The 22,455-nt window shown below is 70.0% G+C and carries 19 protein-coding genes; 11 read left to right on the top strand and 8 right to left on the bottom strand.

The window, feature by feature from the left end:
• The first annotated feature begins 4 nt into the window (after window positions 1-4).
• From M8C17_RS17945 to M8C17_RS17925, 5 genes are all read left to right on the top strand, one after another.
• Window positions 5-844: an amino acid ABC transporter ATP-binding protein gene (locus M8C17_RS17945; protein ID WP_252417644.1), complete on the top strand. Its 840-nt coding sequence runs from the start codon at window positions 5-7 to the stop codon at window positions 842-844.
• Window positions 845-1,248: 404 nt separating this feature from the next.
• Window positions 1,249-2,253: a multicopper oxidase domain-containing protein gene (locus M8C17_RS17940; protein ID WP_252417643.1), complete on the top strand. Its 1,005-nt coding sequence runs from the start codon at window positions 1,249-1,251 to the stop codon at window positions 2,251-2,253.
• Between the two features lie 24 nt (window positions 2,254-2,277).
• A complete protein-coding gene (locus M8C17_RS17935; RefSeq protein WP_252417642.1) occupies window positions 2,278-6,213 on the top strand; it encodes a ThuA domain-containing protein in 3,936 nt (1,311 codons plus the stop codon).
• Between the two features lie 8 nt (window positions 6,214-6,221).
• On the top strand, window positions 6,222-7,748 hold the full coding sequence (locus tag M8C17_RS17930; protein WP_252417641.1) for an OmpL47-type beta-barrel domain-containing protein: 1,527 nt from the start codon (window positions 6,222-6,224) through the stop codon (window positions 7,746-7,748).
• Between the two features lie 32 nt (window positions 7,749-7,780).
• A complete protein-coding gene (locus tag M8C17_RS17925; protein ID WP_252417640.1) occupies window positions 7,781-8,761 on the top strand; it encodes a hypothetical protein in 981 nt (326 codons plus the stop codon).
• A gap of 82 nt (window positions 8,762-8,843) precedes the next feature.
• Here M8C17_RS17925 and M8C17_RS17920 read toward each other — a convergent pair whose 3' ends face one another.
• Complete coding sequence (locus M8C17_RS17920) at window positions 8,844-9,209, bottom strand: hypothetical protein (protein WP_252417639.1); 366 nt, start codon at window positions 9,207-9,209, stop codon at window positions 8,844-8,846.
• Window positions 9,210-9,286: 77 nt separating this feature from the next.
• Between M8C17_RS17920 and M8C17_RS17915 the strand changes: the two genes are divergently transcribed.
• On the top strand, window positions 9,287-9,736 hold the full coding sequence (locus M8C17_RS17915) for a DUF4878 domain-containing protein (RefSeq protein ID WP_252417638.1): 450 nt from the start codon (window positions 9,287-9,289) through the stop codon (window positions 9,734-9,736).
• A 35-nt stretch (window positions 9,737-9,771) separates the two neighbouring features.
• On the opposite strand, the gene M8C17_RS17910 is transcribed toward M8C17_RS17915, so the two are convergent.
• On the bottom strand, window positions 9,772-10,476 hold the full coding sequence (locus M8C17_RS17910; protein ID WP_252417637.1) for an SDR family oxidoreductase: 705 nt from the start codon (window positions 10,474-10,476) through the stop codon (window positions 9,772-9,774).
• Between the two features lie 110 nt (window positions 10,477-10,586).
• Here M8C17_RS17910 and M8C17_RS17905 point away from each other — a divergent pair, with 110 nt between their 5' ends.
• Window positions 10,587-10,988: a MerR family transcriptional regulator gene (locus M8C17_RS17905; protein WP_252417636.1), complete on the top strand. Its 402-nt coding sequence runs from the start codon at window positions 10,587-10,589 to the stop codon at window positions 10,986-10,988.
• A 60-nt stretch (window positions 10,989-11,048) separates the two neighbouring features.
• Window positions 11,049-11,525, top strand: coding sequence for an SRPBCC family protein (locus M8C17_RS17900; protein WP_252417635.1), 477 nt, complete (start codon window positions 11,049-11,051; stop codon window positions 11,523-11,525).
• Between the two features lie 95 nt (window positions 11,526-11,620).
• On the opposite strand, the gene M8C17_RS17895 is transcribed toward M8C17_RS17900, so the two are convergent.
• Window positions 11,621-12,331: a DUF4386 domain-containing protein gene (locus tag M8C17_RS17895; protein ID WP_252417634.1), complete on the bottom strand. Its 711-nt coding sequence runs from the start codon at window positions 12,329-12,331 to the stop codon at window positions 11,621-11,623.
• Between the two features lie 111 nt (window positions 12,332-12,442).
• Between M8C17_RS17895 and M8C17_RS17890 the strand changes: the two genes are divergently transcribed.
• Window positions 12,443-13,132, top strand: coding sequence for a TetR/AcrR family transcriptional regulator C-terminal domain-containing protein (locus M8C17_RS17890; protein ID WP_252417633.1), 690 nt, complete (start codon window positions 12,443-12,445; stop codon window positions 13,130-13,132).
• Between the two features lie 79 nt (window positions 13,133-13,211).
• On the opposite strand, the gene M8C17_RS17885 is transcribed toward M8C17_RS17890, so the two are convergent.
• The gene (locus M8C17_RS17885) at window positions 13,212-14,540 is read right to left on the bottom strand and encodes an alpha/beta hydrolase (protein WP_252417632.1); all 1,329 of its coding nucleotides are present in this window, start codon (window positions 14,538-14,540) and stop codon (window positions 13,212-13,214) included.
• A 257-nt stretch (window positions 14,541-14,797) separates the two neighbouring features.
• Between M8C17_RS17885 and M8C17_RS17880 the strand changes: the two genes are divergently transcribed.
• Window positions 14,798-16,174: an NAD(P)/FAD-dependent oxidoreductase gene (locus tag M8C17_RS17880; RefSeq protein WP_252417631.1), complete on the top strand. Its 1,377-nt coding sequence runs from the start codon at window positions 14,798-14,800 to the stop codon at window positions 16,172-16,174.
• 50 nt (window positions 16,175-16,224) lie between these two features.
• On the opposite strand, the gene M8C17_RS17875 is transcribed toward M8C17_RS17880, so the two are convergent.
• The 3 genes from M8C17_RS17875 to M8C17_RS17865 form a co-directional block, all read right to left on the bottom strand.
• On the bottom strand, window positions 16,225-16,701 hold the full coding sequence (locus tag M8C17_RS17875) for a heme-degrading domain-containing protein (protein WP_252417630.1): 477 nt from the start codon (window positions 16,699-16,701) through the stop codon (window positions 16,225-16,227).
• A gap of 108 nt (window positions 16,702-16,809) precedes the next feature.
• Complete coding sequence (locus tag M8C17_RS17870; RefSeq protein ID WP_252417629.1) at window positions 16,810-18,270, bottom strand: SDR family NAD(P)-dependent oxidoreductase; 1,461 nt, start codon at window positions 18,268-18,270, stop codon at window positions 16,810-16,812.
• A 192-nt stretch (window positions 18,271-18,462) separates the two neighbouring features.
• Complete coding sequence (locus tag M8C17_RS17865) at window positions 18,463-19,125, bottom strand: DUF2470 domain-containing protein (protein ID WP_252417724.1); 663 nt, start codon at window positions 19,123-19,125, stop codon at window positions 18,463-18,465.
• A gap of 110 nt (window positions 19,126-19,235) precedes the next feature.
• Between M8C17_RS17865 and rpsD the strand changes: the two genes are divergently transcribed.
• Complete coding sequence (gene rpsD / locus M8C17_RS17860) at window positions 19,236-19,844, top strand: 30S ribosomal protein S4 (protein WP_252417628.1); 609 nt, start codon at window positions 19,236-19,238, stop codon at window positions 19,842-19,844.
• 112 nt (window positions 19,845-19,956) lie between these two features.
• Here the strand turns inward: rpsD and M8C17_RS17855 are convergent, their stop codons facing one another.
• Window positions 19,957-22,311, bottom strand: coding sequence for an AbfB domain-containing protein (locus M8C17_RS17855; RefSeq protein WP_252417627.1), 2,355 nt, complete (start codon window positions 22,309-22,311; stop codon window positions 19,957-19,959).
• Window positions 22,312-22,455: the final 144 nt, after the last annotated feature.

Raw genomic sequence — 22,455 nt, 5'->3', positions numbered from 1 at the left:
CCGCATGACGACGACTCCGTCCCGCCCCGCCGTCGAGATCCGCGACCTGCACAAGTCCTTCGGGCCGCTCGAGGTCCTCAAGGGCATCGACTTCGAGGTCGCCCAGGGCGAGGTGGTGTGCGTCATCGGACCGTCCGGGTCGGGCAAGTCGACGCTGCTGCGGTGCGTCGACCTGCTGGAGGAGCCGACGGCCGGCAGGATCTGGGTGAACGGCGTCGAGATGACCGACCCGGATGTCGAGATCGACGCGGTGCGCCGCGGCATCGGCATGGTCTTCCAGTCGTTCAACCTGTTCCCGCATCTGACCGTGCTGAACAACCTCACCATCGCCCAGCGTCGCGTGTTGCGGCGGGGCCGTGCCGAGGCCGAGCGGATCGCGCGGGCCAACCTGGAGCGCGTGGGCCTGACCGACAAGGCCGACGCGTTCCCGGCGCAGCTCTCCGGGGGTCAGCAGCAGCGGGCGGCGATCGCCCGCTCGCTGTCGATGGAGCCCAAGCTGATGCTCTTCGACGAGCCGACCTCGGCGCTCGACCCGGAACTGGTCGGCGACGTGCTCACCGTCATGCGCAAGCTGGCCGAGGACGGCATGACGATGATGGTGGTCACCCACGAGATGGCGTTCGCCCGCGACGTCGCCGACCGGGTGGTGTTCATGGACGGCGGCGTGGTCGTCGAGCAGGGACCACCGCAGGAGGTGCTGGGCGCGCCGCGGCACGAGCGGACCCGTTCGTTCCTGTCCCGGGTGCTCGACCCGACCCACGTCGCGCAGCTCGGTCTGCCCGAGCAGTCTCCGGAGCCTCCGGAGTCGCCGCGCCTGCCGACCGACGAGCGCCACAACCTCTGACAGCCGACGTACGTCTGTCCGCCGGGCTGCCCCGGCGGGCCAACCCCGCGCGCCCGTGACGAGGTCCGCGGTCGTCCGCGGCAGCAACCGTCGATGTGCAACCGTCACCCTGAACGGGCTCCGGCGTCAGGGGTCGGAGGTGGCGGGTTGGCCGGGCTGACCTGGGCATCGATGTGTGGCAGGCTCATGATCGATCGAGAGCCGCCGTGATGTCCCGGTAAACTTCTTGCAATCAGGACTGTACTTTCGTCGATGGATTACATAAGTTGCTGTTATCCATCGAAAGTTCTGAGTCTTCCGAGCAAAGTCCGCGACAAGGTCCACACGGTCGTGCTGCCGCCCCTCATGCTCGGCGGTCGCTGCACCGTGCCCGCGTCACGGCTTCGCCCGGTGAACGGAGTCCCATGGACGACCAACCCGTCGGCTCCCACCGTCCCCTGTCCCGCAGATCGCTGATCGCCACCGGAGCCCTCGCCGCCGGAGCCCTGGGGGCGTCCGCCCCCGCGATCGGCGCCGCGTTCGGCGGCAGCCCGGCCCGCGCGGCCGCCGGCGTCACGAAGAAGGTCACCATCTACGCCGAGCAGCTGCCCGGCGGGCTGTTCGGGTACGGTCTGGCGCCCGGCCAGGCCACGGTGCCGGGGCCGTTGCTGGAGATGTACGAGGGGGACACCCTCGAGATCACCCTGGTCAACACCACCGACCAGCGGCTGTCCATCCATCCGCACGGGGTGGACTACAGCACCGACTCGGACGGCAGCCCGCTCAACGCCTCGTTCAACAATCCCGGTGAGACCCGCACCTACGTGTGGCGCTCGCGGGAGATGTTCCTCGCGTCCGGCCGGCGGTTCATGCCGGGCAGTGCCGGCTACTGGCACTACCACGACCACGCGATGGGCACCGACCACGGCACCGGCGGTGTCGCGAAGGGACTGTACGGGGCGCTGATCGTCCGGCGCCGCGGCGACATCCTGCCGGAGAAGCAGTTCACCGTCGTGTTCAACGACATGATGATCAACAACCGGATGGCCCCGAACACCCCGATGTTCGAGGCGAACCTGGGCCAGCGGGTGGAGTGGATCGCCATCGGGCACGGCGGCACCTTCCACACCTTCCACCTGCACGCGCACCGCTGGGCGGACAACCGCACGGGGATGCTCGAGAGCACGGCCGACCCGAGCCTCGTGATCGACAACAAGGACCTCAATCCGGGCAGCTCGTTCGGCTTCCAGGTGCTCGCCGGAGAGGGCGTCGGGCCCGGCGCATGGATGTACCACTGCCACGTGCAGTCGCACTCCGATGGCGGCATGGCCGGAATCTTCCTGGTACGCAACGCCGACGGCAGCATGCCGCCGGGCGCCGAAGAGGCCATCCACCGGTTCCAGGGCCACACACACACGCATGGCAGCTGACCGAAACCGAGAGTGGGGACGGGGATGACAGGAACAGTACGACGAGCACTAGCCGCGGTAGCGGCCATCGCTTTGTTGATGCCGGCAACGGCGGCGGCAGCGGCACCGGAGGCGGTAGCCGCACCGCAAGCGGCTCAGGAGGCCAGGGCAGCCGTCCTCGTCTTCCACGGGCCGGTAGCCGAGCAGCAGGACCCTGTTTTGCGCGCCGTGGAGGCAATCAAAGATCTTGGCGCGGTTCATGACATCGATGTCACGGCTACCACGAACCCCGCCGTTTTCACGGCCGCCGGGCTCGCGCCGTACCGCAGCGTGGTCTTCCTCTCCGCGACCGGTGCCGCGCTCAACCGTGACCAGGAAGCGGCGCTGCAGAGCTACATGAAGGCCGGCGGCGGCTTCGTCGGCATCGCCGACGCCGCCCGCGCGCAGGTCGACTCGGCCTGGTTCACCGGCCTGATCGGCACCCGCCCGGCCGGCGCCATCCCGGTGGCCGAGCCGGTCGCCCGGGTGACCGCCAGCGGTGAGAACGCGCCGAACGAGACCAAGGAGAAGCTGACCGACGGCGACTCCGGCACCAAGTGGCTCGTCCGCACCCCGACGGCCTGGGTGGCCTACGAGCTGAGCGCACCCAAGCGCATCACCGGCTACGCGCTGACGTCGGCCAACGACTCCTCCGGCCGTGACCCGAAGGACTGGACCCTGCAGGGCTCCACGGACGGCCAGAACTGGTCCGATGTGGACCGGCGGACCGGCCAGACCTTTCCGGAGCGCTTCCAGACCCGGCGGTTCGACATCGCCACGCCGCAGGAGTTCAAGCACTTCCGCCTGAACATCACCGCGAACAGCGGCGAGCCGCTGACCCAGCTCGCCGACCTGCGTCTGTTCACCGGCAGCACCACCGCGCCGGAGCCGCCCGCGGTGAACCGGGCGGTCGTCAACATTCTGGACCGGAAGCACCCGGCCACGGCGTCGCTGCCGATGACGCTCACCCGCTCGGACCGCTGGGAGAACTGGGACCCGAACCCGATCGGTGCCGTGCACACCCTCGCCCAGGTCGAGGAGCGCCACTACAACCCGGGGCCGGGCGCCAACGGCCCGTTCCACCCGGTGTCCTGGTGCCGGGACTACGACGGCGGCCGGTCGTTCTACACCGGCATGGGCCACACCGAGGGCAGCTACGGCGAGGAGGCGTTCCGCACGCACCTGGCCGGGGCGCTCAAGTGGACGACCGGCCTTCAGCGCGGTGACTGCCAGGCGACGATCGCCGCGAACTACAAGGTGGAGCGACTCACCGCGGCCAACCAGACCGGGCAGCTGGACCAGATCGGCGAGCCGCACGGGCTCACCATCGCGCCGGACAACACGGTGTTCTACGTCGGCAAGGCGGCCTGCCCGAGCGGCCCGATCGCGGACTGGAACAACCCCGACGTCGGCCTGGGCTGCGGCACCATCCACTCGTGGGACCCGCGCACCAAGCAGGCCAAGCTGCTCACCACCCTGGAGGTGATGGGTAACCGGGGCAGCGGCTCCGAGCTGGTGAAGAACGAGGAGGGCCTGCTCGGCATCGTGCCCGACCCTAAGTTCGCCGAGAACGGCTGGCTCTACGTCTACTGGATGCCGCACGACTCGATCGACCGGGTGAAGCGGGTCGGGCAGCGAACCGTCTCCCGGTTCACCTACGACCGTGCGACCCAGACGATCGACCAGGCCACCCGTAAGGATCTGCTGCAGTTCCCGGTGCAGATCCACAGCTGCTGCCACGCCGGCGGCGGCATGGCGTTCGACGCCAAGGGCAACCTCTACGTGGGCTCCGGCGACAACAACTCGTCCGAGGGATCGCAGGGCTACTCCGGCAACAACTGGACCCAGGAGTACCAGGGGATCTCGTTCCAGGACGCCCGCCGCACCTCGGGCAACACCAACGACCTGGCCGGTAAGATCATCCGGATCCACCCGGAGGCGGACGGCACGTACACCATCCCGGAGGGCAACCTGTTCCCGCCGGGCACGGAGAAGACCCGGCCGGAGATCTACGTGATGGGCGTGCGCAACATCGCCCGCCTGCAGGTCGACCCGGAGCACCAGTGGCTGACCGCGGGTTGGGTCGGCCCGGACGCCTCGTCGCCGAGCCCGACGCTGGGCCCGGCGAAGTACGAGACCGCGACCATCATCACCTCGGCGGGCAACCAGGGCTGGCCGTACTGCATGGGCAACCGGCAGCCGTACCGGGACCGCAGCACCACCGACGCGACCGTGCTGACCGGCTGGTACGACTGCGACAACCTGAAGAACGAGTCGCCGCGTAACACCGGTCTGGTGGACATCCCGGCGGCCCGGGACAACATGATCTGGTACTCGCCGGACGGCGGCGGACCGGTGTTCCCGAAGCGGGCGGACGGCAGTGGCCTGCCGACCTACGTCGCGGCCGACGCCACCTACACCCAGCCCTACCTGCGCGGCGGCGGCCAGGCCATCATGTCCGGCCCGACCTACCACCGCGACCTCGTCGACACCAACAGCGGCGTGGCCTGGCCGGAGTACTGGGACGAGAAGTGGTTCATCGGCGACCAGTCGAACGCGAACAACCGTGTCGCTGTCACGGTCGACCCGGCCGGCGTGCCCACCGCTGCGCCGCCGGTGTACGCCGAGTCGCTGCGGGCCATCATCCCCGGCGGCAACGGCGACACCCGCCTGCAGAGCTGGATGGACGCCAAGTTCGGCCCGGACGGTGCGCTCTACCTGCTGGACTACGGAGGCGGGTTCTTCAGCCTGCACCCCAACCAGAAGCTGATCCGCATCACCTACACCGGTGGCGCGCCCACCCCGGCGCCGGCCGCGACCTCGGTCGCCGTGCAGAACAAGCCGCTGACCATCGCCTTCAACGGCTCTCGCTCCGGTGGCGTCAGCTACCGGTGGGAGTTCGGCGACGGCGCCACGTCGACCGAGGCGAACCCTCGGCACACGTACGCCCGGGTCGGCACCTACACCGCGAAGCTGACCGTCACGTACGCCGACGGTGAGACGGCGACGGTGCAGACCACGGTCACGGTGGGCTGTGCGGTGCCCGACAGCCGGGACACCGTGTGGCTCGGCGACACCGACACGAAGGTGCCCAGCCGTACGGTCGGGCAGGGCTGCACCATCAATGACCTGATCGACGACGAGAGCACGTGGGGCGACCACAACAGCTTCGTCCGGCACGTGACGGCGGTGACCGACACGCTCCAGCGCGACGGTCTGCTCTCCGCCCGCGAAGCCGGCACGCTGACCCGCCTGGCTGCCGCGTCCGACATCGGCCGGGACGGCCGCACCGGGTACGAGCCGCTCTTCGACGGCACCGCTGAGTCGCTGCTCGGCTGGCAGCAGGCACCATCGGGATCGTTCGGCATCCAGCCGGACGGCTCACTGAGGTCCAGCGGCGGCCTGGGCATGCTCTGGCACACCAAGGAGTTCGGCGACTTCTCGCTGAAGTTGCAGTTCCGCGACATCGCGCCAGGGACCGGACGGGCCAACAGCGGCGTCTTCACCCGGTTCCCGGACCCACGGATCCCGCTGGAGCAACGCCCGCCGGGCAGCTGCGGCACGGTCGGATCGGCCCGGACCTCACCGGCGTGGGTGGCGATCTTCTGCGGGCACGAGATCCAGATCTACGACGGCGAGACCGGCGAGCCGCAGAAGACGGGCTCGGTCTACAACTTCGACTCCGTGCCACTCGCCCAGGCCGGTGTCACTCCGAAGGAGCAGTGGAACGACTACGAGATCCGCGTCGTCGGGCAGCACTACACGATGATCCGCAACGGCGTGGTGATCAACGAGTTCGACAACACGCCGGGCAAGCAGTCGTCCCGCGCGGGCGACCCGCCAACCGATCTGCGGCAGTTCCTCCGCGGCTTCATCGGGCTGCAGAACCACGGCGACAACGACCTGATCGAGTTCCGCAACATCCGTGCGCGGGAACTCTAGGAGAAACGATGACCCGACGATTAATGGCCGCGCTGTCGGCGCTCCTGCTCACCGTCCTTCCCCTGGTCGCGACGCCCGCCTCCGCCGCGCCCAACGCCCAGGCGCAGGTGTTGACCTGGACCGCCGACGACAGCATCACCCGCTACAAGTCCGCACCCGCCCAGGCGGTGGCCGGCGAAACCACGATCATCTGGGAGAACAGCTCGGCCACCGGTAACACCACCGGGATGCCGCACACGCTGACCTTCGACACCACCACCGACGGCTACAACCACGACGTCACGCTGAACATCCTGGCCAACCCGTTCGACGTGAACAACGGCCGGCACCAGGCGACCGTGACCCTGACCCCGGGCAGGTACCGCTACTTCTGCTCCATCCCGGGCCACAGCCAGATGGTCGGTGAACTGGTCGTCACCGACGGCGGGGGAGGCAGCGACACAACCCCGCCGACGGTGACGGGCGCCGTCACGGGCGACCGCGACGGGGACGGCAACTACATCGGCGCGGCCACGGTGACCGTCACGGCCACCGACGCCGGGTCGGGTGTGGACACCGTCGAGTACCAGGTCGACGACACCAGCTTCCAGCCGTACACGCAGCCGGTGCAGGTGACCGCGATCGGTGACCACTCGGTGCAGTTCCGCGCCACCGACGAGGCCGGCAACGTCAGTGCGGTCGGCTCGGTGTCGTTCCGGGTCGTCGAGCCGAGCCAGGAGGACACCACCCCGCCGGTGGTGACGGCCGCCCTGGCCGGCGACCAGGACGGCGACGGCAACTACATCGGTACGGCCACCGCCACGCTGGCCGCCACCGACGCGGAGTCCGGCGTCGCCACGGTCGAGTACTCGCTGGACGGGGGCGCCTTCACCCCGTACACCCAGCCGATCGTGGTCGACGCCGTCGGCATGCACATGCTGCACTACCGGGCGACCGACGTCGCGGGGAACACGTCGGCGGAGCAGATGGCCCACTTCACCGTCGTGCCCCCGCCCGTCGAGGACACCACCCCGCCCGCGGTGTCCGCCACGGTCACCGGTGAGCGGGACGCAGCCGGCGGATACGTCGGGGCCGCGACCGTGACCGTCACGGCGACCGACGACGGCTCCGGTGTGGCGAAGATCGAGTACGCGCTCGACACCGGCGCCTGGACGACGTACACCGCCCCGGTCTCCGTCCGCGCCGTCGGCGCCCACACCGTGCGGTACCGGGCAACCGACACCGCCGGGAACACCGCCACCGAGCAGTCGGCGACGTTCACCGTGGTGGCCGACGGCACCGACGCCTGCCCCGGGTCGGACACCCGGGGAACGGTGATCATCGACGGTGACGACACCGGTGTGGCCAACGTCGACACCGGCAACGGCTGCACCATCAACGATCTGATCGCCGAGAACGCCGACTATCCGGGGCACGCCGAATTCGTCCGGCACGTCGAGACGGTCACCACCGCGCTCGTGACCGGCGGAACGCTGAACCAGCGCCAGCAGGGCGCCATCGTCCGGGCCGCGGCCCGATCGGACGTCGGCGCATGAGTCACCGAATCTCATCGACAGGGAGTACAGCGATGCCCAGACGTACCCTCGCCAAGCTGGCGACCGTGACCGCCGTCGTCGCCTCCTCGGTGCTGGCGGTGGCACCCAGCGCACACGCTGACCTGGTCACCTACTGCATCGGCACCGGCGGTGCCGTGACCGTGCCCAACGACCTGTACGTGCCGGCCGGCGAGTCCTGCGCGCTCACCGGCACCACCATCACCGGCAACGTCAGCGTCGCCGCCGGCGGCAACCTCGTGGTCAGCGGCGGCACCATCAGCGGCGAGGTACGCATCGCCACGGACGGCTACCTGGACGCCACCAACACGACGGTCGGTGGCCAGGTGGTGCTGGCCGCCGGCGGGTACGGCGCGTTCCTGAACGGCGCCCGGACCGGCAACGTGACGGTGCGGCCGAAGGGCACCTCGACGATCGACAGCTTCCTGTTCGTGGAGGAGTCGACGATCGTCGGGACCGTCACCGCCGGCGCCGGTGAGGTCCGGCTCGACCGCGGCACCCAGGTCGAGCGCAACCTCAACACCACCGGCACCTACTACACCGACGTCCACGACTCGTTCGTCGACGGCACCCTGTCGGTGCTGAACAGCGCCACCGGCAGTGTCGTGTGTGGCAGCGCGGTCCGGGGCCAGGCCACGTTCGCCGGCAACCTCGGCGCCGTGCAGCTCGGCCCCAACGGCACCCTCGACAGTTGCGCCTCCGGCGGCTACTGGGGCCGGGACGTCAGCATCACCAGCACCACGGGGGGTGTCACGGTCGACGACAACATCATCGACGGCAAGCTGACCGTGACGTCCAACAACCCGGCCGCCCAGGTGGCCGCGAACAACCGGATCCGTGGCGGCGTGATCGGTGACCAGGCGGCGGCCAGCACCAACCGGTCGGCTCAGGTCGCGTCGGCTCCGGAGCGGGAGGGCGCCGGGGACGAGCGGGCGGAGACCCGTCGTACCTCGGCCGTGCAGGAGGCCACCGCAGCCGGCGCCGCCCGGCTGTAACTGATCAGCACCCGTCGACACCGGGCCGGACGTCACGAGACGTCCGGCCCGGCCGACGGGCGGCACATGAGTCAGGCGTCACCTACGTGCAGTTGTTCCGGGCCTTGCGCAAGAAGGCCTCCCGCGACACGATCTTCGTCCTGTCGTGGCCGCGCCCGGTGAGCGGTTCGACATCCACGGCCAGGCCTGACTCCGCCGCCGTGAGGTCGCGAATCTCCTTGACCTCCCAACCCTCCGGCGGCTGACCGAACAGGGGGACCTCCACGACCTCGTTCGTCGGCATGCCGCTGACGCCCCACGTGATCAGCGGTCGTTCACTCGCGTCGTTGCGGTTGTCGTTCCTGAACACGCTCAATTGGGAGAACGTGTCGTCGCACGTGACGAGAACGCCCGTCGGCTGGATGCAGCCTGCCAAGGTGGCATCACGCTGCGATCCCTCGATGGTCACGATCGGGGTAGGGGGATGGGCGCCGCCGCCGGGCGGCACTCCGTGGTGGCTTGCCTGCCGTCCCTACGATCCGGGCCATGACGTACGAGCCGATGCTTGTGCCCGACCGGAAACCCAACCGAACGACCCGTACGGTTCTGATCGTTGTTGCCGCGGTGCTGGCGGTCTGTTGTGTGGTGGGTGTCGGCGGCGGGTTCTGGCTCTTCCGCACCGTCAACACGGCAGTCGGGCCGGCTCGTGAAGCCACCGGCGCGTACCTGGACGACGTGCAGGCCGGCAATTACCAGGGCGCCTACGGCCGGCTGTGCGAGAGGGTGCGCGACGGCATGCCGCAGGAGGAGTTCACGCGGGTCCAGTCCGCGCAACTGAAGATCAGCAGCTACAAGATCACCGGTGTGTCCGTCTCCAACTACAACGGCCGGGTCAGCGGTGTTGTCACCGTCCAACTGGTCCAGGTGGCGGGCGGGCGGTTCACGCAGACGATTCCGCTGACCAAGGAACGCGGCGAGTGGCGCGTCTGCCAGTGAGTGTCCACCGGCCCGACGTGCGGCGAGCCGCGCCGTCAGCTGACGGCGCTGCCGTAGAAGGCGCCGGGGTCCGCGGCCAGAGACGCCTTGACGTGGGCGCTCCACTCGTCGGCGACGACCTCGAGCTTGCCTGCCTCGATTCCGTCGAGTGCGGCGCGGACAACCTCGGCGGGGTCGATCTTGTCGCCGTCGTAGTCGGCCATCATGTCGGTGTCGGCGCTGCCCAGGTGCAGCCCGGTGACGAGGGTGCCCTGGCCGGCCAGTTCGATCCGGACACCGTTGGTCAGGCTCCACTCGGCTGCCTTCGCCGTGCCGTAGGCGTTGGCTCCGTCGTAGGAGAACCATGACATCGCGGACAGGACGTTGAGGATTCCGCCGCCGCCGTTGGCGGCCAGCACCGGCGCGAACGCCCGCACCATGCCGAGCGTTCCGTAGAAGTGCGTGTCCATCTCCAACCGGATCTTGTCCAGGTCGCCGGTCACGAGGTTGGTCCCGGTGGAGATCCCGGCGTTGTTGATCAACAGGGTGACGTCGGAAGCGGCGGCTGCCGCCTCCGCGACCGACCGCGGGTCGGTGATGTCCAGCCGGAGCTTCTCGACGCCGGGGAGGTCGATGCGCTCCGGGTGGCGGGCCGTGGCGTACACCGTGGTCGCGCCGCGCTCCAGCAACTGTCGGGCGAAGTGCCGGCCGATGCCACGGTTGGCGCCGGTGACCAGCGCGATCGAACCGGAGATCTGCATGACTGCCTCCAGGGCGGTTTCGGTGGTTCGGTACGCGGGCTACGCTAGAACCTGACGTTGACGTGAGGGGCAAGCCCTGTGCCCGACGTCACCCAGCAGAGGGAGGGGCCGTGCGAATCGGTGAACTCGCCACCCGGACCGGCGTGTCCGTGCGCGCCCTGCGCTACTACGAGGAGCAGGCACTCCTGATCCCCGCCCGCAGCAGCGGCGGCCAGCGCCACTACGACGAGGGCGCGGTCGAGCGGGTCCACCTGATCCAGATGTTGTACGCCGCCGGCCTGTCCAGCAGGACGATCCTGGACCTCCTGCCCTGCGTCGACGCGAAGGTCAACACCCCGGAGTCCCGCGCCATGCTGACGGCCGAACGCGCGCGTATCGAGCGGCAGATAACCCAACTCACCCAGGCCAGGGACCGGCTCGACGCCGTCATCGCCCTCAGCGAGAGCCCGGCCAGTGGGTGCACCAGGTCGGACACCACCGCACCCGTGCCGACGGTATCTGCCCGAGGGTGAGAAGGCCTACGGCCGATCCGAGGGCCGCGCCGCCGGTGACGGCGGGCCTATCGTGGTCGCATGATGGTGCGGACGCGCTGGACGATGCCCCACCCACCGGACGTGTTGTGGCCCGCGCTCTGCGACTCGCGCCTTGAGCTGCAGCCCCGGTGTCCGGTCTTCTACCTGGGCACGCCCCGGCCGACGACGTGCCGGCTGCCCGATGGCCCGGGCGAGGTGGGCGCGGCGCGGCAGTGCGTCTCGGAGCAGGGTGTGGTGCGGCAGCGGATCACCCTCTGGGAGCCACCGAGCCGACTGGCGTTCCACATGGAGTCGACCGACCTCTACTTCCACCGGTTCGTCGACCAGCTCGGGGATCTGTTCGAGCTGGAGCAGGCGGGAGCCGGCACGAGGATCACCCGGACGAGCACGGTGACGGTCCGCGGTCTCGGCCGTGTCGCATTGGAGCCGGCGCTCTGGGTCGGGCTGAAGTCGGTACACCGCTTCGTGTTCCGGAACTGGCAGAAGATGGCGTTGTCGCCCCCCGCCGAGGTGTGACGCTCCCGCACTGGAGGCTTTGCCCCGTCGAGGCAACCGATGCCGCGCCCTCTCTCATGGCGCGAGCGCTCTCGGCCGTGTCCGGGCCTCGGGACTCAGGCGGTCAGTGGCGTGGCCTCCGGTTGCCGGTCGGCTGGTGTCTGGTCGAGTACATGGTGGCGGACGCCGCGCGTCAGCAGGTAGCCGACCATCCAGAACTCGCCGATGGTCGCGGGAACGACCAGGGCGTCAGCGACGCCCTGTGCGTCCGGGACGAGGTATCCGATGAATGCGCTGAGCAGGTAACCGATGCCGCCGGCGACGAGGACCCAGCCCAGCGGGCGGGGCATCCAGTTCGAGCGGAGCACGCAAAGTCCCATGGGAATGAGCCACAGCCCGAAGAACAGACCTCCGACGCCCCACAGGTTGCCGCTGGTCAGATAGAGGAGCTGGACGGTTGCCGCCGGGTCCCCGACGGGATCGAGCGCGATGTCGAGGGCCGTGGCGAGCAGTGCTGCGCTGACGAGGACCACGATCGCGTTGATGAGGCCGAACGCGGCGATGGCGCCGGCGGCGAGCCGGTCGGCGGTCCGGAACAGCCGGTAGAACCATACGGCGGCGAGGGCCTGGGTCACGACGACGAGCAGCTCGACGGCGACGCCGACGCGCGCGAGTGTTTCGTGCTGGACCAGACTGGCGAGCGTCGCGCTGGGGTCGTCGGCATTGAAGAGCTGCGACCGGATGAGCAGAAAGCCGAGACCCCCGGTGATGGCGAGGGCGAGGTAGAGCAGTCCGGTCATGCGGGCGGTACGGATCAGCGCGGGCATCGTGGCTCCTTGGGGCCGTACCGGCTCGTGGAGGTGGTGGAACTCCGACCACGACCTTACGTTGTAAGGTAACCATACGATGTAAGGTGCTGGCAAGAGGTGGGGGGACAGGTGGCAGCGAAGGCAGTCCGGCAACCGCTCAGTCGCGAGCGCGTACTGGCAGCGGCGGTCGCACTGGCGGACGCTGAGGGGATTCACGCGTTGACGATGCGTCGCCTCGCCGCCGATCTCGGCGTCGAGGCCATGTCGCTCTACCATCACCTGCCCGGCAAGGAGGCCCTCCTCGACGGCGTCGTGGAGACCGTGTTCGCCGAGATCGATGCGGCTGTTGGTCCCATCTCCACAAACGATGGCGATGAAGACTGGCGAGGGCGGTTGCGCAGGCAGTTCCTCGCCGCGCGTCGGATCATGCTGCGTCACCCGTGGATGCCCGGATTGTTGGGCTCGCGCCGGACCGTTCCCGTCGGCATGTACGCGTATTACGACGGGATCGTGGGCACCCTGGTCGATGCCGGCTTCTCACACCGCCTCGCGCACCGGGCGTTGCACGCGTTCGGTAGTTTGCCTCTCGGGTTCGTGCAGGAGATCTTCAGTCCGGCGTCGGCGGGCGGGAGCATGGACGCCGAGGCCGCGGAGGCGGACCTGGCCGCGATGGCCGAGGCGCTACCGCACCTGACGGCCATGATGGCAACCGAGATCCACGATGTCACCGACCCCATGCTCGGGTGGTGCGACAGCCAGACCGAGTTCGAGTTCACGCTCAACTTGCTCCTGGACGGGCTGGAACGCCTCCGCGCCTGAGGGCGAAACACGGGCGGCTGCGGCGAGCCCGCCTCGTTAGGCGAACTCGCCGCTCCGCACGGTCGACAGGTGGCGCCGATCAGAAGTCGTCGACGTTCACCGTCACGCGATGCTCGCTGGACTTCCAGTTCGGCACGTTGATCACATCGAGCCCGCCACCGCGTTGACCGACCGCGATCCGTACCAGGCCGAGGTGTGCCGGCGTGGCAGGGATGAACACGTCCATGCCGGTGATGAAGGTCTGGCTGAAGAACTCCGGCAGCGGCGCGGTCAGGTCGGTGACACCGTCACTGCCGTCGTCGAAGGCGAAGAGCGCGATCGTCCGCTTGACGCGGGGGGTGTTCGCCGGGTTCAGGACGTCCCTGCCGTTGATCCACAGGTTGTCGCCGGCATCGCCCTGGTCGCCCCACCACTCCTTCTGCCGTTGGATCGTCAGCGCCGTGTGCTGGTCGCTGGTGTCGACCAGCGCGCCGAGCCCCTCGCCCGGCCGGCTGGTCGTCAGGCGTACGAAGGAGTCGGACCGCAGGAACGGCTGGAAGTAGAAGTGGTGCGTGGCCGCGCCGGCGCGCACGATCGCGAACTCGTACCGGGCGGTGGCGAGCACCGGGAACGGGCCGAACGAGCCGTCGCCGCTCAGGGGCACCCGATGCGCGGGCCGGCTCGACAGCCGCCCGCCGGTCAGGGAGTTGACCGGGTAGACCTCCAGCGTCGCGTCGGTGACGCCGACGTTGCTGGGGAAGAGCACGGCGCGACCGGAGACCCGAGCGGTGCCGAACAGTTGCGGAACGATCCGCGTCGTCCGGGGAGGGCGGCCCTGGAAGAACTGGAAGATCTCGCGGAACGACTCCGGCGACGACACGGTCTGCGTGTGGGACTGGTCGGGGAGGTACACGTTGGTCGCGCCCGCGACTGCCCGGGCCGGGTCGCCCTCGCCCCAGATCGCGAGCGTGGGCACACCACCCGGTGGTGACGCCGCGGTGCGCCCGTCCAGGTTGACGTAGTGCGCGACGCGCGCGGCGCGCGCCGGTGAGCTGGCGAGGTAGCCCTGCATGACGAAGGTGCCCAGCGAGTGCGCGAGCAGGTCCACCCTGTCCGCGCCGGTCGCCGCCAGCAGCCGTGAGATCCGCGCGTCCATCTCCGCGTACACCTGCGGGAGGATCGTGGCGACGTTCGGCGAGTCGTACTCGTGCGCCTCGATGATGTCGGTGGGGTAGCCGTTGCTGGCCAGGCGCTTGGCCTGGGACTGGAACTGCGACGCCGATCCGGCACTGCCGTGCACGAAGATCACCGGGCGGTACGACGCGCCGGTTGCGGCCCTGGCGGCCTGCGGAACGGCGGTGACGGACAGTCCGGCGGCGAGCGCGAGCCCGGCCGTCAGGGAGAGCAGTCTCCGGCGGGACGTGTGCATCGGTCCTCCACCTCGGTCGAGAAAGTATCTGCACTGGGAGCGCAAGTATCGTCGCAGGGGGATGGTCAGCGGTCCATACCCGAGCGGCGACCGCGATGGGATTGCCACCGCCGACCGGCCGGCCTGGGCACGGTGCGCCACCTGTGCAACGATCGTCGGGCGTCATCCCGAACGGCCGTCCACCGGGGCTTGTCCGCGCACCAGTCGCTGGCAGGCACGGCAGAGGGCGCCTCACCTCGTACCCCTTGGAGAGCACGATGTCCCTCTCCCCGGCTCGGGTCTTCGCCGCGCTGAACGCCGTGCGGCCTCCCGACCAGGCGCTCCCGATCCTCGGCAAGGCCGTGGTGGTCGGCGGCAGTGTCGCCGGCATGCTGGCCGCGCGGGCCCTGTCCGCCCACGCGGAGAGCGTCGTCATCATCGAGCGGGACGACCTGCAGACGACCGGCGGGCGGCCCGGCGTGCCACAGGGGACGCAACTGCACGCGCTGCTGCCCGGCGGCTTCCTCCAACTCGAGCACCTGTTTCCGGGTTTCCGGGAGCAGGCGCTGGCCCGGGGGGCGGTCGAGGCCCCGCCCGCGGCCAGGCGGAACTACCTCGACGGCCGCCTGAAGGTCGTCGTGCCCGACGACGCCGACAGTCTGGCGGGCAGCCGACCCCTCCTGGAGGGCCTGATCCGTGACCAGGTCCTTCGACTGCCCAACGTCAAGGTGGTCACCGCCCGCGCCACGGGTCTGGTGTTCGACGGCGACGAGGTCACCGGGGTCCGCTGCGACGTCGACGGGGTGACCGGCGTCGAGAGGGGCGACCTCGTGGTGGACGCCATGGGGCGTTCGAGCAGGCTGTCGGAGTGGCTGGAGCAGTCCGGTTGGGACCGACCCGCCACGCGGCGGATGACCGTGCACCTGAACTACGCCACCGCCCTGTTCCGTCGCAACGAGGCGAACCCCGCCTCGACGGTCGTCCTGGCCCTGCACAGTCCGAAGATGTCGTCGGACGTGGCCGGCGCGGCATTCTTCGCGATCGAGGGCGGCCGGTGGATGGCCATGATGGCCGGTTACGGGGACAACCGCCCGGGGCGCACCGCCGAGGACTTCGTGCGTCGCCTGCGCGATCAGTTCCCGCCGGAGTTCGGCGAGGTCGCCGGCAACGAGATGCTCGGCGACGTCCAGACCTACCGCCACGCCGACAGTCGGCGGCGGGACTTCCACGCGTTGAAGCGGTTCCCGGCCCGGCTCGTCAGCGTCGGTGATGCCGTCGCGTCGTTCAACCCGGTGTACGGGCAGGGAATCACCGCGGCGGCCCTGCACGCGGCGTGCCTGGCGATGTACCTGGGGTCGAACCCGGACCTGAGCGTGCCGGCGCGCCGGTACCTCGCCCTGCAGAAGGTCGTGGTGGACGCCGCCTGGTCGTTGTCGACCTCAGCCGACCTCGCGCTGCCCCACGTGGACGGGCCCTACCCGCGCGGCTACCGGCTTTCCAGCTGGGCCAGCCGGCAGATCGTCGCGGCCACGGTCACCGACGTGACGATCGCGCGGCGGTTCAACGAGGTCGTCTCCCTGCGGGAGCACCCGCGTTCCCTGGCCACACCTGGCGTGATCCTGGGCGCCCTGCGCGCCAACCGGCGAGCGCGCTGACCGGGCTGTCGGCGACGACAGCCCGGCCGGACCGGGTGACGGTAGCGAGGCTAACGCGGGAGCTTGCGAAGGACGTCGACGACGAAGCGGTGGTCGTCGAGCTGCGGCAGACCGGAGACACCGACCCAACCCACCACGCCGGTGCCGCGGACGCGCAGCGGCACCGCGCCCCCGGCGGCCGCGTACCGCGAGGCCGGCAGGCCGTACCTCTCCGTCAGGGTCACCTGCTTGTCGTGGCACAGTCGGGCCATGTACAGCGACGAGTGCTCGAACCGCATCACCACGCGTCCCTTGCGCCGCAGCCACCCGTCGTTGTCCAGCGTCGAACCGGGCAGGCCGCAGTGGAACAGCTGACGTCCGGCGCGCCACACACCCACCGAGACGGGAAGCCGCTGCTCGCCCGCGGCGGTGACGGCCAGCATCCCCAACCCGTACGCGTCCGTCTCCGACAGGCCCGGCAGCTCCAGCTCGATCTCCTCGCGCTCCAGCTCGTCCAGCGTCGGCCATGAGTCCTGGTCAGTTGGCATGCGTACCTTCTCCTCGTCGAGTTGGCGGACGGCCCCGCGTGCGGGTGGGGCGTACCCGGTGATTGTCACAAAAACCGCTGCGTGCGCCGTGGCCGGCGGGAACGCCGATCACCAGGCGCAGGGCGCGTAGTCCTTCAGGAAGCAGCCGTAGAGGTCCTCGCCCTGTTCGCCGCGGACGATCGGGTCGTACACCCGGGCGGCGCCGTCGACGAGATCCAGCGGAGCGTGGAAGCCCTCGTCGGCCAGCCGCATCTTCGTCGGGTGGGGCCGCTCATCGGTGATCCAGCCGGTGTCGACGCTGGTCATGAGGATGCCGTCGGTCAGCATCTCCTGGGCACTGGTCCGGGTCAGCATGTTCAGCGCGGCCTTGGCCATGTTGGTGTGCGGGTGCCCCGGCCCTTTGTAGCCGCGCCCGAACTGGCCCTCCATCGCCGACACGTTCACCACGTACTTACGGCGGGCCTTCGCGGCGGCCATCGCCGGTCGTAGCCGGCTGACCAGCACGAACGGCGCGGTGACGTTGCACAGCTGCACTTCGAGCAGCTCCACCGGGTCGACCTCGTGCACCCGCTGGACCCAGCTGTTGACCGAGTCGAGGTCGGGCACCAGCCCGCCGGCGTCGATGGCGGTGGACGCCGCGATCCGTTCCGGCGACGCGGAGCCGCTGGTCAACGCCAGCGCGGTGAGCGCGTGCGGGGTGAGCGCGGTCGACTGCGGGCCGGCGGTCAGGCTGCCCGCCGGTGTGCCCTGGCCCCCCGGCTTGGCGAACGTGATCAGCTCCGGCAACGGGCCGTCCGGCAGGGCCGCGGCCTCCGCGGCGACGAGCTGCGAGTACGCCCCGGGCGAGCGTCGGACGGTCTGCGCCGCGTTGTTGATCAGGATGTCGAGTGGTCCCTGGCTGCTGACCGAGTCGGCGAGGGCGATCACCTGGGCGGGGTCGCGCAGGTCGATCCCGACGATCCGCAGACGGTGCAGCCAGTCCGCGCTGTCGGGCATCGCGGCGAACCGGCGGACCGCGTCGTGCGGGAACCGTGTGGTCACGGTGGTGTGCGCTCCGTCGCGCAGCAGCCGCAGCGCGATGTACATGCCGATCTTCGCCCGGCCGCCGGTGAGCAGTGCGCGCCGCCCGGTCAGGTCGGTGCGGGCGTCCCGGCGCTGCCGGTTCAGCGCCGCGCAGGACGGGCAGAGCTGGTGGTAGAAGGCGTCCACCTCGCGGTAGCGCTGCTTGCAGACGTAGCAGCCGCGCGGATTGTGCAGAACGCCGGCCGTGGCACCCGCGGTGGGGGAGGCGAGCGGGATGCCCTGGGTCTCGTCGTCGATGCGGCCGGGGGCACCGGTGGCGGTGGCCGCCGTCACGGCGCGGTCGGCCGAGGCGATGGCGTCCCGCCGCTCCTCGCGTCGCCGCTGCTTGATCACCTTGTAGAGCTTCGCGGTGGCCCGCTGCACCCGGACGACGTCCGGATGGTCCGGAGGCAGGGCCTCCAACGCCTCGAAGACGCTGAGGCAGGTCTCCAGCCGGTTCCGGTCAATGCCGTTCTGACCGTTTTCGGGAATGTTGTCCACCGTCATGCGTCTCTGTCTCGTCCCGTTCCTGCGCCGGATCCGGCCGGCTCACCTCACGTCCGACCAGGAACTGTACGCACCGTACGGCGCCCGACGCATCTCGCGTGCGCTGGTCAGGCTGCGGCGCTGGACGACGACACGAGGCGGCCGGGCCCGCTCTGCCTCACCTCAGGGCTGGTCCGCGCCGGTTTTCGATCATCAGCGGGCGCGCGGAGGTCGGCAGCGGCGGGCCTGCCTGAGCAGTGCCTCGATCTGCGCGCCGAGTTGGTCCGGATGGCGCACCGGGGCCGGAAACCTCAGTCGGATGTCCCGGTCGCCGTTCACCAGTTCGAGTCGGAGCACGAGGCCGTGACGGTCCAGCCGCAGCGGACGGACCATGCGGACACCGTGCAGCCGGTGGGGGTCCACCAGTCGGCACAGTCGTTCGACCGTGTGCGGGTGGTGGTGGTCGAGGTGACACAACAGCTCGGCTTCGGTGGCGGCGAGCGGGTCGGGCCGGGCGGTGACGAAGTCGATCGGGTCGATCGTGGTGGTGCCTTCGGTGGTGCTCAGCTCGGCGGTGGCGAGGTCGAGGACGGTTACCAGTTGGCCCTCCTCGGCGTCCCGGTCGATGGAGGCCGGGCTCAGCCAGCCGGTGAGCGTGCCGCGTGCCCGGACCCGGTCGCGTACCGGGGTGGGGGCCAGGTCGGTCACTTCGATCATCGCGACCGTCTCCCGCTGGTGCGCGATGTCCCGCGCCATGTGGCTGCCCGCCGGCAGCTCGACCCGTACCCGTCCGTCGCCGGTCACGGAGTGGCGGCCGGCGATGTCCGCCCGGTAGCCGGGCGTGCGCAGGCCCAGGGACTGGGCGGCGACGAGCATCGACCGGAGCCGGCTCGCCGGGCTGTCTGTCGCGTCCGTCGTGGTCAGCTGGTTGCTCAACCTGAACACCTCCTAATAAGGTTAGGCTTACCTTAGTTGAGAGGTGAAGGATGAATCAGACCCGCCCCAAGGTCAAGCGCTCCCGCGCGTTGGGCATCGCCCTGACCCCGAAGTGTGTGCGGTACTTCGAGCGCCGTCCGTTCCCGCCGGGTCAGCACGGCCGTGCCCGCCGTACCACCAGTGACTACAAGGTCCGGCTGCTGGAGAAGCAGCGCCTGAAGGCGCAGTACGACCTGCACGAGGGCCAGCTGCGCAGCGCGTTCGACCGGGCCGCACGCCGGCCGGGCAAGACCGGTGAGGAGCTGATCGTCGATCTGGAGACCCGGCTCGACGCGCTGGTGCTGCGGTCGGGCTTCGCTCGCACGATCTACCAGGCCCGCCAGGTCGTCACCCACCAGCACGTCACGGTGAACGGCCGTCGGCTGGACCGGCCGTCGGCACGGCTGCGTCCCGGCGACGTCATCGCCGTGGCGGACCGTAGCCGGGGCAAGGCTCCGTTCGTCGTGGCGGCGGCCGGAGCGCACGTCCCGGAGCGTCCCGCGCCGTATCTCGACGTCAACCTGTCGGACCTGACCGCCCGCCTGGTCCGGGTTCCGCTGCGGGCGGAGGTTCCGGTGGTCTGCGACGAGCAGCTCGTCGTCGAGTACTACTCGCGCTGAACGGTCGGACCGGGCCGACGAACTGGGGTCGCCATCGCGGGGAGTTCCGGTCCGGCCGGAACTCCCCGCGGCGTCCTGTCGTACGGCGACGTCGCCTCGACCTCCTGACCGGTCAGGGTGCCCAGGGGGCCGCGATGTTCCAGGTGCTGTCCGCGGCCCACAACGTCGGCGTGTTGTACGCGTCGCCGCCGGCGCCGTTGCTGAGCCAGACCTCCGAGTTGTAGTGCCGCAGGTACCTGCCCCGGAAGTTGTGCGACTCCAGCGACACGCCCGTGCCGGTCAGTCCGACCCGGGCGCACCAGGTGGCGTCGGCGTGGGTGAGCGCGGAACCGTCGTTCGGCGAGTTGCGGACCCGGGAGTTCTGGTGGCGTAGGTACTGCCCGGGAAAGTTGACCGACTCGAACGAGTAGCAGGCGGCGTCGGCCAGGCCGGGACGGATGGTGTACGTGGCGTCGGCCTTCAGCACGCCGGAGCTGGCGGCGTCGACCACCTCGGTGTAGGCCAGGCTGTCCTGGTGGCGCAGGTACCGGTTGGTGTGACCGGGAGTGGTCACCTGCAACGACCGGCGGGTGTTGAGCGGCAGGGCGACGGGCGCGGAGCTGCCGATGGTCTTCGAGGCGTTGATGACGGCGGTGTTGGCGGCGCGGACCCGCGCCTGGTCCATCTTGACCACCTGCCGGTCGTAGGTGAGGAAGCCGTTCAGCTCGCCCTCCAGGTCGGTGATCTCGGTGTAGATCGAGGCGCTGAGCCCCTTGCCGAGCATCAGGTTCTGGGTGCCCTGCACCAGGCCCACGTACCGGTCGGTGAGCGCGGTCGAGCTGGTCTGCCACTCGTAGGCGAAGAACTGCCCGCTCGGGCTGTACTCGTGGCCCGGCGTGTGCAGGCCCAGGCCGCCGAACTCGCCGAGCACCGCGATCCGGCTGCTCGACGGCGCAGGGGAGTCCGGCCCGAGGTAGACGTGCCAGTCGTCGATGTCGCCGTTGCCCGGGTCGCCGAGGGACTGGCAGCAGTTGTGGCCGCTGTGCGGGTTGACCAGACGGGTCGGGTCCTGGTTCTTGATGTTCTGCGCGACCCGGCGGGTGTCGGCCAGGGCCCGCTCACCCCAACCCTCGTTGTACGGGGTGTAGGCGACGACGGCGGGGGAGCTGCTGTGCTCGTCGACGATCTCGCGTGCCTCCGTCTCGAACTGTGCCTGCTGGGCGTCCGTGGGGTTGATGTCCTGCGCGGTCATCGACGGGATGTCCTGCCAGACCAGCAGGCCGAGCCGGTCGGCGTGGTAGAACCAGCGCTGCGGTTCGACCTTGATGTGCTTGCGCACCATGTTGAAGCCGAGGTCCTTGTGCTTCTGCAGGTCGAAGGCGAGGGCGGCGTCGGTCGGCGCGGTGTAGAGCCCGTCCGGCCAGTAGCCCTGGTCGAGGGTGCCGACCTGGAACACGAACTGGCCGTTGAGCTTGGGGCGCAGCACCCCGTTCACCAGGCCGGTGGTGATCTCGCGCATGCCGAAGTAGTGCGTGGTCCGGTCGACGGCGACGCCGCCCGCGTTGCGCAGGGTGATCCGGAGGTTGTAGAGGAACGGGTCGTCGGGTGACCAGCGGCGGGCGTTGGGCACCGGCACGCTGAAGTCGGTGAAGCCGCCGGTGGCGGAGCCGACGACGGTGCTTCCGTTGAGGGCCTCGGCGAGCACGCTGTGGCCGGTGACGGTGCCCCGGGTGAAGACCCGGAGCCGAAGGGTGTTGTTGGCCAGGTTCGGGTAGACGTCCACACTGCTGATCGAGGCCGCCGGCACCGGCTCCATCCACACCGTCTGCCAGATGCCCGAGCTGGGGGTGTAGAAGATCCCGCCAGGTGTCTTGGTCTGCTTGCCGATGACCGGCAGGCTGCCGTTCTGTCGGGTGTCGGTGGGGTCCCAGACCTTGACGACGATCTCGTTCGTTCCGGCGGTGAGCTGCGGGGTCACGTCGAAGCTGAAGGCGTCGTAGCCGCCGGTGTGGGCACCGACGCGGACGCCGTTGACCCAGACGGTGCTCTGCCAGTCGACCGCGCCGAAGTGCAGCAGTGTCCGGCGACCCGACCAGTTCGCCGGGACGGTGACGGTACGCCGGTAGAAGAGGTAGTTGCGGTTGTCGTTGGCGGCCCGCTGGATGCCGGACAGTGCGCTCTCCACCGGGAACGGCACGTTGACCCGCTCGGGCAGGTTGGTGTTGAACTGCGGGGCGTCGTCGGTGGCGGACTGGCGTAGCTGCCACTCGCCGTTGAGGTTGAGCCAGTCCGGCCGGGTCATCTGCGGTCGCGGGTACTCCGGCAGTGGCGTGCCGGCCAACGCCTGACTGGTCCACGGCGTGGTCAGTGGCGGCGTCTTGGGCGGTGCGGCGTGTGCCGGCGGTGCCGGCGCGGCGAGGACGCCGGCGACCAGCGCGAGAATGAGCAGCAGCGGCAGGGCGGGGCGGATGGGGCCGTGACGTGTCATGCCGTCTCCGTGGGTCGAGTCGCCGCGGGCGGTGCAGCTGGCCCGGAGCGCGTTGGCGGTGGGCATCGGGCGGTCACTCGACGAGGGGACGGACGTCATCGATGGATGTCGGTGGTCTTCCATCGATGAGCAATGGCCGTAACA

It is taken from the genome of Micromonospora sp. RHAY321 (genome assembly GCF_023896955.1).
In the GTDB taxonomy this organism is placed as follows: Bacteria; Actinomycetota; Actinomycetes; order Mycobacteriales; family Micromonosporaceae; genus Micromonospora.
This window is presented reverse-complemented; position numbering and strand designations above follow the sequence as displayed.